General features: G+C 52.3%; 14 protein-coding genes. 8 read left to right on the forward strand and 6 right to left on the reverse strand.

Features of this window, described 5'->3' with window-relative positions:
• The first annotated feature begins 87 nt into the window (after positions 1-87).
• The 3 genes from pseF to pseI are packed head-to-tail and all read left to right on the forward strand — an operon-like array spanning position 88 to position 3,386.
• On the forward strand, positions 88-804 hold the full coding sequence (gene pseF / locus AB9F29_RS15050) for a pseudaminic acid cytidylyltransferase (RefSeq protein WP_369756273.1): 717 nt from the start codon (positions 88-90) through the stop codon (positions 802-804).
• On the forward strand, positions 782-2,347 hold the full coding sequence (pseG, locus tag AB9F29_RS15055; protein WP_369756274.1) for a UDP-2,4-diacetamido-2,4,6-trideoxy-beta-L-altropyranose hydrolase: 1,566 nt from the start codon (positions 782-784) through the stop codon (positions 2,345-2,347). The genes pseF and pseG overlap by 23 nt, the downstream gene beginning before the upstream one ends.
• Complete coding sequence (pseI, locus tag AB9F29_RS15060; RefSeq protein WP_369756275.1) at positions 2,337-3,386, forward strand: pseudaminic acid synthase; 1,050 nt, start codon at positions 2,337-2,339, stop codon at positions 3,384-3,386. Before pseG ends, pseI begins: the two co-directional genes overlap by 11 nt.
• Here the strand turns inward: pseI and AB9F29_RS15065 are convergent.
• The 4 genes from AB9F29_RS15065 to AB9F29_RS15080 all read right to left on the reverse strand — a co-directional run bounded on the left by AB9F29_RS15065 (position 3,383) and on the right by AB9F29_RS15080 (position 7,781).
• Complete coding sequence (locus AB9F29_RS15065; protein ID WP_369756276.1) at positions 3,383-4,477, reverse strand: hypothetical protein; 1,095 nt, start codon at positions 4,475-4,477, stop codon at positions 3,383-3,385. The two genes, pseI and AB9F29_RS15065, sit on opposite strands and share 4 nt — an antisense overlap.
• Positions 4,467-5,615 carry a UDP-4-amino-4,6-dideoxy-N-acetyl-beta-L-altrosamine transaminase gene (gene pseC, locus AB9F29_RS15070; RefSeq protein ID WP_369756277.1) on the reverse strand — a complete coding sequence of 383 codons (1,149 nt, stop codon included), beginning with the start codon at positions 5,613-5,615 and terminating at the stop codon, positions 4,467-4,469. The genes AB9F29_RS15065 and pseC overlap by 11 nt, the downstream gene beginning before the upstream one ends.
• A complete protein-coding gene (gene pseB, locus AB9F29_RS15075) occupies positions 5,615-6,613 on the reverse strand; it encodes a UDP-N-acetylglucosamine 4,6-dehydratase (inverting) (RefSeq protein ID WP_369756278.1) in 999 nt (332 codons plus the stop codon). Before pseB ends, pseC begins: the two co-directional genes overlap by 1 nt.
• A 118-nt stretch (positions 6,614-6,731) precedes the next feature.
• Positions 6,732-7,781 carry a putative sugar O-methyltransferase gene (locus AB9F29_RS15080; protein WP_369756279.1) on the reverse strand — a complete coding sequence of 350 codons (1,050 nt, stop codon included), beginning with the start codon at positions 7,779-7,781 and terminating at the stop codon, positions 6,732-6,734.
• 219 nt (positions 7,782-8,000) lie between these two features.
• On the opposite strand from AB9F29_RS15080, the gene AB9F29_RS15085 reads away from it, so the two are divergent.
• From AB9F29_RS15085 to AB9F29_RS15100, 4 genes are read left to right on the forward strand one after another with little or no spacing between them, the layout of a single operon-like run.
• Complete coding sequence (locus AB9F29_RS15085) at positions 8,001-9,572, forward strand: caspase domain-containing protein (RefSeq protein WP_369756280.1); 1,572 nt, start codon at positions 8,001-8,003, stop codon at positions 9,570-9,572.
• Positions 9,542-10,249, forward strand: a complete 708-nt coding sequence (locus tag AB9F29_RS15090; RefSeq protein WP_335585347.1) for a hypothetical protein — start codon at positions 9,542-9,544, stop codon at positions 10,247-10,249. The genes AB9F29_RS15085 and AB9F29_RS15090 overlap by 31 nt, the downstream gene beginning before the upstream one ends.
• 10 nt (positions 10,250-10,259) lie before the next feature.
• Positions 10,260-10,691 carry a hypothetical protein gene (locus AB9F29_RS15095; protein ID WP_369756281.1) on the forward strand — a complete coding sequence of 144 codons (432 nt, stop codon included), beginning with the start codon at positions 10,260-10,262 and terminating at the stop codon, positions 10,689-10,691.
• Positions 10,692-10,725: 34 nt separating this feature from the next.
• Positions 10,726-11,565, forward strand: a complete 840-nt coding sequence (locus tag AB9F29_RS15100) for a hypothetical protein (RefSeq protein ID WP_369756282.1) — start codon at positions 10,726-10,728, stop codon at positions 11,563-11,565.
• Between the two features lie 13 nt (positions 11,566-11,578).
• On the opposite strand, the gene AB9F29_RS15105 is transcribed toward AB9F29_RS15100, so the two are convergent.
• Both AB9F29_RS15105 and AB9F29_RS15110 read right to left on the reverse strand, forming a co-directional pair.
• Positions 11,579-12,667, reverse strand: a complete 1,089-nt coding sequence (locus tag AB9F29_RS15105) for a class I SAM-dependent methyltransferase (RefSeq protein ID WP_369756284.1) — start codon at positions 12,665-12,667, stop codon at positions 11,579-11,581.
• Positions 12,668-12,733: 66 nt separating this feature from the next.
• The gene (locus AB9F29_RS15110; RefSeq protein ID WP_335585343.1) at positions 12,734-13,519 is read right to left on the reverse strand and encodes a M15 family metallopeptidase; all 786 of its coding nucleotides are present in this window, start codon (positions 13,517-13,519) and stop codon (positions 12,734-12,736) included.
• A 230-nt stretch (positions 13,520-13,749) separates the two neighbouring features.
• On the opposite strand from AB9F29_RS15110, the gene AB9F29_RS15115 reads away from it, so the two are divergent.
• On the forward strand, positions 13,750-14,343 hold the full coding sequence (locus AB9F29_RS15115; protein ID WP_335585342.1) for an OmpA family protein: 594 nt from the start codon (positions 13,750-13,752) through the stop codon (positions 14,341-14,343).
• The last annotated feature ends 11 nt before the right edge of the window (positions 14,344-14,354 follow it).

Consider the following 14,354-nt stretch of genomic DNA (forward strand, 5'->3'; position numbering starts at 1 on the left):
GCGCCCGCGTTCTGTACCTTGTTCCGTGAAACAGGATATGATCTATTGCTGTCAACGACTTGAGATCAAAGCCAAAGGAAGTTCGCAGTGCACGAAAAAGCCATAGCAATTCTTCCTGCGCGGGGTGGATCAAAGCGCATTCCGCGGAAAAACATTCTTGATTTCCATGGGAAACCAGCAATCGGATGGCCAATTCAGGCTGCCCAACAGAGTGCATGTTTTGACCGAGTTATTGTTACGACGGACGATGCCGAAATCGCCCGAGTCTCTCAAACTCATGGGGCCGAAGTTCCCTTTTTGCGGGACTCCACATTGGCTGACGATTTCACGGGAACGACGGATGTGATCCGTGACGCGGTGGAAAAACTGAACCTCCCGCCAAAAACCCTTGTATGCTGCATATACCCGACGGCACTCTTTCTTTCGGGAGACGACCTTGCCCGAGGAAAAGACCAATTGACCGAGGATGTTGACTGGGTTTTGTCTCTTGGCGAGTATGCCACGCCGATTGACCGCGCATATAGAATGATCGATGCAACAGAGCGAGTCGCAGCAAGGCACCCCGAAAAAATGCCCATGCGTTCCCAAGATTTGGAACCCGCGTACTTTGACGCGGGGCAGTTCTATTGGGCCCGAGCAGAAACTTGGCTCGATAAAAACGCGCGCGTTTGGGACGGAGCAGCTTCGGTGATTTTGCCGCCGGAACGGTGTATCGACATAGACACGCCTACAGATTGGCGTCGCGCCGAGCATCAGTTTGCCCTTTTGGAAATGGAGAAAAATGCGTCTTCTCATCCGGACTGACGGCGATACGATCATTGGTGGCGGTCATGTCATGCGGTGCCTAACATTGGCGAACGAGGCGACGGAGCGTGGGCACCACGTTGAATTTGTTATGGCTGCAAGGCTCAATACCATGTCACAACGGGTTCGGGATTCTGGCTTCAAGGTCCACGATATCAGTCCAAGTTTACCTCCCCCCCATGACCCGGCAGGCCCTGTCCACAGCAATTGGCTGGCGACTTCATGGCAAGAGGACGCAAGGGCGACGGCTGAGGCCGCCCAGAAATTCGACCCCGACTGGATCATATGGGATCACTATGGGCTGGATGTACGCTGGACCCACGAAGTTCGAAGCGCGACTTCTACCGCGCAATTCATGGCGATCGACGATTTGGATGACCGCGCGTTGGGGTCCGAGCGTGTTCTCGATCAAACTCGAATGTCAGAAACGGCGCGCCTCAATCCCGCCGATGCCACACTTACAGGTGCCAGTTTTGCCCTTCTTAGACCCGAATTCGCTGCATTGCGCCCCACGGCCCTCGCCGGCCGAAATGATACCGTCACACGCATCCTTATTGCGCCGGGTATGGTCGACGGCTCTGGATTGGCCCCCCTCGCACTGCGAGCGCTCGCCGCATTTCCTGATATCGAAGTCGAAGTCGTTATGGGATCTTCAAGCCAAACCGTAATCGAGGTTGAAACACTTTTGGCGACACGTCCAAAGGCGACGCTCGCTTTGGATGCCGACAACATGGCCGAGCGCATGGCGCGGGCCGATTTATGTATCGGAGCGGGAGGCATGACAAGCTGGGAGCGTTGCTGTCTCGGCCTTCCCGCTATGGCCATTTGTACCGCGGACAACCAGAAAGCCGTGCTCGACGCCCTTGATCACGCGGGGGCCGTGACTGCGCTTTCCTTGGAGCAGGCCAAGAATCCCAACACGTTAAACCACGCCCTCATCGAGACAATTTCCAAGTGCCAAAAAATGTCGGAAGCAGCCGCTGAGTTGTGCGACGGTCTAGGGGCCGGCCGCGTGATGGACGGGCTTGAAGCAAAACTAAGACCCATAGAATTGCGGGATGCCAAAACGTTATTCGACTGGCGAAACCAATCGCATATTCGGTCTGCTAGCCTCGACACGAGGGAACTCGTTTGGAGCAATCACGAAAGCTGGATGCAGAAAACCTTGCGCGGGAACGATGGCCTGTGGATGATCTATAGCGAAGGCTCGCGCGATTTGGGCCACGTGAACGCGCAAATCGTGGCCGGGAAAACTTGGTCGTGGGGGTTTTATGTGGGCGCGGAAAATCCGCCACGCGGTGCCGGACAACGTATGTTGGCGACTTTCCTGAAGGTACTGTTTGATCGGCAGGATGTTGCCGCGCTTGAAGCAAAAGTCCGCGTTGAAAACACGCGTTCGATTGCCTTGCACAAACGGTTCGGATTTCGTCAAATTGGCGACGGGGAGCCTCAAGTCCTTGCGTTCCGACTTGACCGATGCGATGTGAAATTGGCTGCTGGTATTTGGCAGCCTGTCAAAGGAGAAAACAGCGATGCACCCTAAATTTTCTATCGCAGGACGGGCCATTGGAACGGAGTATTCTCCCTATATTATTGCTGAATTGTCAGGCAATCATAACGGCGATCTTGATCGCGCATTGGCGTTGGTGGATGCTGCGGCAACAACGGGTGCAGATGCCGTAAAGCTGCAAACTTACACGGCCGACACGATTACAATTGACGTTGATCGCCCTGAATTTCGCATTTCAGGCGGGCTTTGGGATGGTCGCAGCCTGCATGAATTGTATCAGGAAGCCAGCACACCTTGGGACTGGCATGAAGCCCTTTTCGCCCGCGCGAAGTCCCATAATCTGCACTGTTTTTCGTCGCCTTTTGACCCCACCGCCGTTGATTTCCTCGCTGGATTTGACGTTCCCGCCTACAAAATCGCATCTTTCGAACTCGTGGATACACCACTCATTCGCAAGGTCGCGGCCCAAGGCAGGCCAATGATCATGTCCACTGGTGTGGCCAATTACGCCGAAATTGAAGACGCGTTACGCGCCGCCCGTGAGGGTGGGGCCACCGAAATTTGCCTCCTGCATTGCATCTCGGCCTACCCTGCCAAACCAGAGGAAATGCGCCTCGGCACCATTGAAGCCTTGGCAAAAGCCTTTGGCGTGACGGTTGGCCTTTCCGACCACACGTTGGGATCAGCGGTCGCTGTGGCCTCGATTGCACGGGGAGCGACCGTCATCGAAAAGCACATGACCCTCGCGCGCGCCGACGGCGGACCAGATGCGGACTTCTCGCTTGAGCCAGACGAGTTTACGCAATTGGTCGCCGACTGCCGCATGGCGCACGCAGCTTTGGGCGAACCACGTTTTGATCGCGCAGGCGTAGGCGGTACAAACGCGACCTTCCGGCGATCGCTTTATATTGTTGAAGACGTTGCGGAAGGCGCAGTTTTGACGGATGAAAATCTAAGATCAATCCGCCCTGGTTTGGGCCTCGCGCCCAAACACCTGCCCAGCGCCCTTGGCAAAACGGCAAATCGCACTCTTAAACGGGGCGAACCTTTGGCTTGGGATATGTTTTCTTAACCAGCTTGCACATCAAACATGTGGTTTTCAATAGCTTCGGCGGCGCGGTCCAAATTGGCGTCAAACGCGCCAAACCGCTCCCGAATTGAATCATAAACGGGATCTGGCTCCGACAGGGAGCGCACGAAATTCTCCAGCGTTTCCGCGTCGGAAATCTGTTGCAACTCGGAAAAAATTTCCACGTCTTCGGCAAAAACGGCAGCAGGTTTCCCGGAATAGATACAATCCAGAACAGTCGTTGAAGTCGGCGAAATCATCGCGTCGCAAAGGTCAATCGCGTCGTGAATGGACGCCTTAGCCAAGGGGCCTGAATAGTAGTGTGAGAACAGTACATTCGGATGCTTTTGCGCGAGAGCTTTGTCATGACTACGGTGATTTTTGCGCACTTTCCCACGGTGAGACCGAATGATGATCCCCATATCTGGATGGTTCGTAAGAATGGCATCCAGCAGGTTGTAAAAATGCGAAATATGGTCACCAGAATAGCGCCCTTTGCCCCAACGGAAGGATTGGCAGACCAACAACCGTTTGGGATATCGAGCGACCCAGTCGTTGACTTCAGGACCCCATGCATTGGCGGGAAGGATGTTTTTTTTTGTAAACCCAACAACCTGAACGCGCTCTGCACTTGCAGCCTCAAACAGGCTTCTGTTTTTTCCAAGGGGTTCCCAAAACAAAAGGCGTTGCGAATAATACGCCATAGGCCCATCCGTAAGAGGCCCGTTCACACCCAATTGATAGGCGCCGTGTTGTAGGAAAATGCTCTGTTGTCCGTTGGTGCGAATATGCGTGCCGCGTTGTTTGCGAGTGGTCGAATCCCAGTTTGGATCGGCAATCGTAAGAACCGCATCGGCTTTGTTGATGTCGCTTTTATAAAAGAGTTTCATCCGCCATTTGGACGCCGGTTCGGGCATGAAACCTTCGCTGTTGAAGGCTTGTGTAAGACGCTTTTCTTTGCGCAACAGTTTCGAGTAAACGAAAGCGCGCACATCAACGTTGCCGCGCTTATGCAGGCGCGCGAGAACCGGATAAGTGCTCTCTACATCCGGCATTCCGTTGAGATACGCCAACAGGACGGGTTTATGAGACATTCAATGCCGCCGAGAGGCTCGAGACGACTTGGTCCTGATCTTGATCGCTTAGACCGAAATACAACGGGATGCTGATCGCGCGCTTATAGTAGGCCTCTGCGTTGGGATAGTCGCCCCAGTTGAACCCACGGTTGCGCCAATACGGTTGCGTATGGACCGGAATATAATGCACATTTACGCCAATCCCCGCCGCCCGCAACGCCGCAAAAACCTCCGCCCGATTGTCCACCTGAATAGGGTAGAGATGGAACGCAGAATAAGCATCAGACGATTGGTCTGGGCAGGTCAGCGGGAGGTCCGCCAGAAGCCTGTCATAGCGCGTTGCCAGTTGATTACGACGTTCCACAAATTCCGCAAGGCGGGTCATTTGCGAACAACCCAACGCGGCCTGCAACTCGGTCATGCGATAGTTGTATCCCAAGGCAACCTGCTCATACGCCCACGGGCCATCAAGCTCTTCACCGGTCAATGAAGCCGGATCGCGCGTTACACCATGCGAGCGATAAAGCTCCATACGCCGTGCAAGTTCTGGGTCTTGGGTGGTCGCCAGCCCGCCCTCTGCGGTGGTAACAATTTTTACGGGGTGAAAGGAAAACACGGTGATATCACTATGCGTGCAATCGCCCACGGGTTGGCCTTTGTACGCGGCGCCAATGGCGTGGGATGCGTCTTCGATAATGCGCACACCATATTGTTTGGCAAGCGCCCCAATCCGGTCCATCGCTGGGCTTTGCCCCGCAAAATGAACAGGAATCAAGACCTTAGGCAAAGTTCCAGCACGTTCCGCCGCAGCCAGTTTGTCGGCAAGGGCGTCGGGACACATCATGTAGGTTTGCGGATCCGTATCCACAAACGAAACATCTGCACCGCAATATAGCCCCACATTTGCCGAGGCGACAAAGGTGTTCGGAACGGTCCACAACCAATCGCCGCGCCCAAGGTCCAACGCCATACAGGCAATATGCAACGCTGACGTCGCCGAATTCACCGCGACGCCAAAAGCCGCGTTGCAGGAACTGGCAACCGCTGCTTCAAAGGCTGGAACGGCGGGGCCTTGCGTGAGGTAATCTGATCGCAAAACCCTTACGACCGCTTCAATATCCTCATCCGAAATCTCTTGGCGGCCATATGGGATCATTAGAATTTACCGATTTTACCACTGTTCGCGGCAATCCATTCCTGAAGCTCCGCAACGCCCATCCATTCAGGATTTCCGTCCGAAGTATACTCAAAATCTTCAGCAACTTTCTTGCCATCTTTAATCCGATATGGGTCTTTTGACCAATTGTGAATCGCTGGAATGATTTTGAAATATTTGTCGTATTCATAGGTGTGGGGCGCATCTTCGACACCGATCATCTGCTCGTGCAATTTCTCGCCGGGGCGGATACCGATGGTCTCTTGTTTTGCTCCGGGAACAACCGCCGATGCAATATCGAGGATGTTCATGGACGGAATTTTGCGCACGTAAGTTTCGCCGCCAACCATATCCTCAAACGCGTGCCAAACCAGATCAACGCCCTCTTCAAGGGAAATCATGAAGCGAGTCATCCGTGGATCGGTGATCGGCAGCGACCCTTTTTCTTTGAGGCTATCGAAAAACGGAATAACCGACCCGCGCGAGCCCATAACATTACCGTAACGCACCACAGAAAAGCGGCATTTATCAGCGCCAGAATAGGAATTCCCCGCAACAAACAGCTTGTCGGACGCCAATTTCGTCGCGCCATAAAGGTTCACGGGGCTCGAGGCCTTATCCGTGCTCAAGGCAACACAGCGCTTCACGCCTTTGTCGATACAGGCGTCGATCACATTCATCGCGCCATTGATGTTGGTTTTGACACATTCAAATGGGTTATATTCCGCGATTGGCACAATTTTTGTGGCCGCCGCATGGACTACGAAGTCCACATCATCCAGCGCGCGCATCAAGCGGTCACGGTCGCGGACATCGCCAATGAAAAACCGCACACGTGGGTCATCGCCATAGATTTTGGCCATTTCCCATTGTTTCATCTCGTCACGCGAATAAATGATAATTCGCTTAGGATTGTATTTTTCAAGCGTCATAGGAACGAAATGCGATCCAAAAGAGCCAGTTCCGCCAGTCAGGAGAATTGTAGAGCCGGTCAGCATATTTTGTCCCTTATGAGGTTGTTGATTGCTCGTTTTACTTAGGTGAGCGTTAGAAGTTTTTAAACCTCGCGCAAGTCGATGTCCACAACAAGCGTTTCACGCAATCAAGGCGCGCGATTTAGGATTTAGGACTGCGTTCTAAAACGATGACTTCGGACTGGTATTTCCCATCCTCAGATAGGGCGCCATGAACAAAACTATCGCGGGCCATGACGTCAAAACCATCAAATTTCTCGACGATAAATCCGGTTGTGACCTGCTCAAGAACCCCGATATCCCCACTCTTTTCGGCGACTTTTTTGCCAATCGCATGATTGCGGACCAATACGTTTCGCGCGATCAGTGGCCTAATGATCGATATGTAATTGGCCACCACGTCAGGTTCCATTTCCTGAAACGACATGAAATTCGCAAAGAGGTCAAACTGTCCTTTGAGCTTTGGCAATTGCCACGGACACAGGACCACGGCGCTATACTTACCTTTCAGGTCATCAAGATCAATTTCATCCATCAAACGGCTCTGGGAATAATCCAACACACGATCCGCCCCAAAGACCTGTTGCAGGTACCACGTCGAAACGGCGGCAACGGGCGGGATGTCGACATTGACATAAATTCCATTGGATTGGGCCTTGAGGAATATCTCGCCAAGCGTACCAAATCCGCCGCCAATTTCCAAACAGCTTGCAAAATCCGAGGTGTCGACTTCGCGCTTCAAAAGGTTGAAAGCGCGCATGTAATTGAGCATGGGATAACTATAGGCCCGCCCATCAAATTCAAAACGTTCACCTTCAACATCGGTGCTTTCGCTCACCTTATCCAGATCCAAACCACCCACTCGCTCACTGGCGCGGTACAAGCGATAATCCGCGCGGGCGCGATCAGAATGCGTGAGTCTCGTGGCCCAGCGCTTGCGTTTGCGCGGCGGTAATTTAGCCAAGATCGGGTCAAGGATATGCCGCCAACGGCTATAGGTATTGGACGCATAGACCGGAACGTAAAAGAAGCGCGCAGAGGGATGGGTACGGAAACTGGAAATCCCAAATTCCTGAATATCGTCTACAATTTTCTTGAGGCCACTGTTCCAAAAGTTCGTCGGTTTAAACTCTTGCGGGGCGGACTCCATATCGGTCAACATATCGTCAAGAACAGAAGTTTTCGCCATCATCGTGGTCCTTTAATCAATTGGAACCTCCCCAGTAAACCCAGAGAATTTTAGGCATTTATGCAGGCTAGAGGACTGTTTGCAACCGCTCTCTTGTCTTGGCAATTCAAGTCGCACCCATCGCAATCCATACTATTTACGGATATGAGAACATATACTTACACCTATGGTGTGGCTAACATGGGGTTGAAAATCGCCAATTTGAATTTTGAAAGACCGTAAATGCGCATTATTATTGCACTCCTTATCTCAATACTGGCGATCACACCTACGGTTGCCCTCGCGGGTGGTCGCGTGGCCCTTTTGATCGGCAATTCAGACTATAGCCGCCCAGATCTTGCGCTTCCAAACCCCAAGAATGACGTTATCGCGCTGGCCGAGTCCCTCAGAAGTTTGGGCTTTTCCGTGACTGAAGTTATCGACCAAAGCTCGCAGGGCATGCAAGTGTCGTTGTCTGCCTTTCAAGCTGAGGCAGCTTCCGCAGAGATCGCGTTGTTTTTCTATGCAGGGCATGGCGTTCAGATTGGAGGCCAAAACTACCTAATCGGCACGGATATCGACACAATCAATGAAGAAGACCTACGCCGCGCATCGATGACATTGACCCAAGTGCGCGACGTCTTTGAGGCCGCAGCGCCAGACATTGGGATGCTCTTTTTGGACGCATGCCGCAACAACCCGTTCGCCGATGCAGGGCAGGTGGAAAAAGGATTGGTGCGCACCAAAGGGGGCGCGGGTTTGCTCATCGCCTATGCCACTGATCCCGGAAATGTTGCCTTTGATGGCACGGGCGCAAACAGTGTGTTTACCTCTGCTCTTCTGAAAAACTTGGCGACCCCCGGACTTGAGGCGCGATTAATGTTGGGTCGGGTGCGCCAACAAGTGGTTCTTGAGACGCAGGGCCAACAGGTGCCGTGGGTGGAGGAAGCCGTACTGGGCGAGCATTATTTCGTTCCAGCAAGTATTGATGCGACCCCGAAGGACCCAAATACGCTCGAATTCGCCGAATGGCGCAGAATCTCCAGCAGCACAAATCCTGCCGAATTCAGCGCATATTTGGAGCAGTTCCCCGATGGCCTGTTTGCGGATTTTGCCCGCGACCGCGTGGCGATGTTGCAAAAAAGCCAGACAATTTCTGGCAACAGCCAAGACCTTCTCGCCTCTGCCGATATTGAACAAGTGAGTGCCGCGCTGGCCGCATTGGGGTTCTACGCGTCCAATGACACCGCGCAAGCGGGCACAACCCGCAATCTAAATGCCGACATCGAAGTCGCAATGAATGCCTATCGTTCGCAATTGGCCCTCCCCAATGACGCGAGCCTTGAACAGTTATTCACCGACGCAGGCCAAGGCTCAATGTTTCTTGCCGCCACAACCCTGCAACGCATGCGCACCGATATCGTTGCCCTGCGCAGCGTTGATCGCACCCGTGTCATCGCCCAAACTGCGCTTGTGCAAATCACAGAAATTGCCCTGACCAACCCCGATGCCCTCCCCATTTTGGAAATTGCCAAAAAAGATATGCAAGCCATTGAGGACTCTCGTGATACGATTTTACAAAGGCTTGATCAAAGTCGAACATATTACGACGAAATCCTCAATCGGGCCGTACTCTTTATGCCCAAAGGGGCGACGGTCGCCCTCATTGGCGGCGAAGAGCGCTCCCGCGATATGGGGCTAAATAACCAACGACTATTCAACGACGCAAATTTATTTTTGAAACATATTTCTGACGCGAATGAATCACAAAAAGGAAGTTACGCATGGCTCGTAGACGTTATTTCAGAGGGCTAACACTCCTTACAACCGTGGCTTCGCTTGCCCTTGTCGCCTGCGGCCCCACGCAAACCAGTCCTAAAAAGATGGCCATTGCGCCAACGACAACCGTCTCAGCAAGTTCCGCGGAAAAGCAACTTCAACGGCAAGCCACCGCGATGCAAAAAACCATTCTAGAAGGTGCGGTCGCAGGGGCTCTCCTCGCAGGGGCTTTGAGCTCGAACAGAAGGGGTGCGATTTCAATCGGCCCTGCCATTGGCTTTGGCATGGTCATCGGCGGATCGGCGGGAACCTACGTCGCGTTTCTTCAGAAACAGTACAGCAACAATGAGCAACGCCTCGACGCTGTGAAGTCTGATATCGACGCGAATTCCGCCGAAATTCAACAAACAATAAATGTCATGCGGGAAGTTCTGGCCGTTCAGGAAGCGGAGCTTAAATCCGTGCGCGCGCGGGTAAATAGTGGCGCATCGCCGGAAGCTTTGTACGCCGAACTCGCCGATGCCAATGCGAACTTGCTCAATATGCAGTTGGCTATTGAAGGGGCGGACCGACGTCAAGCCGAGTTAGGTCAGGTTCGTGGCCTTGTGTTGGCCAACAATAACACATCCTTAATCGACCCCGACCTCGCCGCCTTGGCGCAACAAATTACGTCGATGAAAGCCATCGCCAATGATCTAGAAAACCAGTTGTAGGGGCAAATAAATGCGTAAATTTCTACCAATTCTCGGCTGTAGTTTCCTTCTGTCTGCCTGTGTTTCGAGCAGCGATCCTGCGGACGGCGGTTTTTTCAATGGTGTTCAAGGCATTTCGTCTGGCGGCTATGACGCGCGGATTGATGAGCGTGAGCAAGCCGTTGTCGCCTCCCAAAGTCGCAATTCGGATTTGCGGGCCGAGGAAGCCAACTTACAGGCGCAAATCAAGGCGTCTGAAAGTGACCTTGCAAAACTGAAGTTCACAATCCTCCAGCAAAAAAATGCGCTGTCGGGAATGGACCCGCAAACCAGCGCACGTGTGAATGCGGTGTTGAATGCGAAACCGACTGGAGCGACGGACCAATCCAAGCTTGCGGCTTTGCAAAAAACCATTTCTGATGCCAAGGCCCTCTCGGCTGAATTGGCGAAACTTGCGGCTTAAGACCTTTTAAGAACCGAAAACACGGGACAATGTGATGCAACAAGACGAAGAGTTTGGAGATTTCAAAAAAGCGCTCACATCCCCCGTTTGCCCCTATTGCACTGCAGCCATTTCCACGCATCAACTCCTGCAGCCAGGGCATTGTGGCGCTGAGCCTTGCTTCCTTGCGCATATTTCCCGTGGTGTTCAGGCGCAAAAAGACCAGAGAGAACAAGACTATATTGAACGACAAAACTCTGCAAAAGAAGGGAAGGCATCCGCCATTGCAACAGCCGCGTTCCACCTAAATTGCGATACGGACGACCTTCTGATTGCGGTCGTCCCCTTCCAAAACAACCCAGTTGAGCCCCTCCCTCCCGCGCACCGCGAAGCCTTCCGGCAGCATTTGGAAAAAATCGTCGAAGAGGCGTTCGCCCTTGGTTCAAGTGCCCTTGAGAACGCCGAAATTTCACCAAATTCCAGTGCCGAGCATTCAATAATCGATGCCGCCTGTAGTACCTGCCAAGGGTTCTGTTGTGCGAGAGGTGGCGGTGAAAACCATGCGTTCCTCACCGTAAAAACAATTCTTGGGTATCTCAGTCAGAATCAGGAATTACTTCAGGAGGACGTTATTGCCCACTATACGGACGCCCTTCCCCAAGCATCCGTTCGGGCGGCTTGCGTGTTTCAATCGGATCAAGGCTGCACCCTTGAACGCACCTCGCGTGCACCTCTGTGCAACACATTCTACTGTCACGATCTCCATGCCATGCATGATCTCACGCAAGGTCGCTCGGACGTCCGCATGGCAATTATCGGTGTGCAGGACGACACACCCGCAAAAGTATCCGCCTTTAGTGAAATCGCAGGCCAAATTTGTATTGACTCAACTTAACCTTCATTTTGGATTAGACACCGGCCTTAAATCCCATCGCTCTCGACGCCTTGAGGATCGGGTCCCAAATAGTGGAGGCAATGGGCGGGGGAAATTGCGCAAAACTGCCGGTAAATTCGGCGTCGCGGCGCAATTTGTCTGCATCTGATTGGCTCACTTGGGTGATATAAATTTGACGCTCGACCCGCGCACATCCAAGCTCCTTAAATCGATGTTCGAAAATAGTGTATGGTGCGATGATCAAAGTGCCCGGTCGCACGGTTTTTATGATCTGATCCTCTAGCTGTCTTAGCATTTCGATATGGCGCATGGGTCGGTAAAAATACACAACGTCATAGTTATCATAATGCGCATAATTCAACCCATCTGCTTCGATGACGTTACAGCGATCCGCTCGGGTATTCTTAAAGAGAGTCTCAGCGGCGGCAACGTAACCTGGATCAAATTCGAGCCCATCTGCGCGATCAAAAAATGCCGAAGCGCTCAAAACTTTCAACCCACCGCCGCATCCCACATCCAGAAACCGAACCGGATGCCTTGGACGTCGCGCCAACAGGATACGTCGCGCGGCATGGACATGCTCAATAAACACACTCTGTGGGAAGGCGATGTCGGCAAAACACCCATGCTCGCGGGCCGTTTCATTCTGCTTGGTATTGTTCAAAGTTTTGTAAAGGGAATCCAACAATTGGTCATTGACCATATTCTGGGAAATCGAAATGTCATCCGTGGCAACGGAAGGTTTAAACAATTTGCGCCTTTGTGGCGGAATTTGATTGCGGATGAGGGTTTCAATTGCGGACCATTGGGTCATCCATGTGCGAGAATGGGTGGCTTCACTGGTCAGTTCGGCCCATTTCTGCGTCTCAAGAGCAGAGAGCGAACCGTTCAATTCGACTTCAGCAGTGCGCGCATTCGCTATTTCGGGGACAAAAAACAAAAACTTTCGGGCAACCATTGAGATTCGACTCATCGCCAACGTGACGCGCGCCGTATCGGCTTGCTCCAATTTGATCAACTCGGCACCGACAACTTCGACCGATTCACGAAGCTCTCCCAAAATGTCCTTCAACTCGGACTGTAGTTCACCGACTTGTTTCAATTTTCGCCCCTAGATTTTAGGCAGTCTCTCTCGGCGACACGCAACATGAATGGAAGGATAATCGCGTCAAATCTTACCTTCCAAACGCCATTGCTCCAGCATCTGCCGGCTGATTTCAAAATGCATCGAATCTTCCCGGGTGAAACCCGCGCCCCAGACCCAGCCTTCTTCGTTAAAAAAATCCGCCAAAATGGTTAGGCCCAATTGGGTCTTTCCATCGCCCAGCGTATCAAGGTGTCCGTCGATATTTAGATCAACGGCCAGGCCAAAGGAATGGGTAGACGTGCGCCCAACGGTGCCCCGAATTTGCCGCACACAAAGCGCGCCAGCAGTATTTATACGCTCATAAAGGTCGGGGTCGGTCGCGCGAACTTTTTCAAACACGCGGTTCAAACTATCGACCGCAGGCTGAAGCATATTCACTTTTATCGGACCCACATCCGCCAAAACCAATAAATCCTTAAGTTTTGGATTGGTCATCGGTTCGCAATCGTCGCTCAGAACTTCCCTCGGTCGCCCCAAGAAAGATTCCAAAAAAGACGGCCCACCCACCACAATTCCCTTGTTTACTTCGCGTCGGTTGGCAATCAAAACCACCTGTGCATAAGCATCCAAAATGGTATTTGGTCCCTCTTTTACAAAAGGTTGGTCATTCATCTGAGGCATAGCCTGCGGAGCCGACCCCAATTGCTGAACTTGATTTTGCAGAGCTTCGATCTGGCCACGAAGCGCTTCGATCTGCTGTCGCAACCCTTCAATCTCAATCCGCGCGCCGCTGTCAATTCCGGGTTCATTGGAATAATCGTCCTGTCCGCCACTTGTTTGAATGACCAGCCAAGCTAGGGCAGCCAAAAGCAAAACAATCGTCAGGACAACAATGGGGATGAGGCGCTTCAGTGGAAATATTCCTGATTAAATTATTCGTTTTATGTTTGCGGTAAGCCTTGCCGCGTGTCAACAGTCACGCGACATACAGCGTGATACTGGCCGTTTTCAAGAATTATGAAAGTGATTTTAAAATCTAGCCATGTTACGGTAATCAAGAAGAACATTTATGTTCCATTTCAATGGAGTCTTTAGGCATGACAAAACACGGTTTAATCCTTTTCACATCAGCTATGGTGGCGCTCACGACTTTCGGCTCCCCTGTATTTTCACAATCCAACAACGATATGACCGCTGAGGAAATGACGGAACGGTTTAGTGCCCAAAAAACCCGTGGCCTTGTTGTTGCGGTTCCCGCCAACGAAAATGCGACCGAAACCGATGCTGCGGCACAAGAGACTGTTGCGGCCACCGTCGCTCCAACAGCGGAACTGAACACGGATATTGTCCCCAAAGACGAACAAGTAAATCTGAACGTTTCCTTTGATTTTGACTCAGCGGCCTTGCGTAGCGATCAACTCCCAAAGCTGGTTGAATTGTGTTCAGCTCTTAAAGCGGCCGATGTTCAACAAATTCGTATTCTTGGGCACACGGATGCCTCCGGTTCTGCGGAGTATAACGAACGCCTTTCAAAATTGCGGGCCGAAGAAGTTAAACGTTTCCTTGTCACTGACTGCGGGTTCCCTGAGGATCGTATGGAAGCGCTTGGCGTTGGCGAACGCAATCTGTTTGATCCCGCAGACCCCAATGCCGATAAAAACCGTAGGGTCGAGTTTCAGGCTCTTGGCTAAATTCGGTGCAA

The organism is Falsihalocynthiibacter sp. S25ZX9 (genome assembly GCF_041205405.1).
GTDB classification, from domain to species: Bacteria; Pseudomonadota; Alphaproteobacteria; order Rhodobacterales; family Rhodobacteraceae; genus Falsihalocynthiibacter; species Falsihalocynthiibacter arcticus.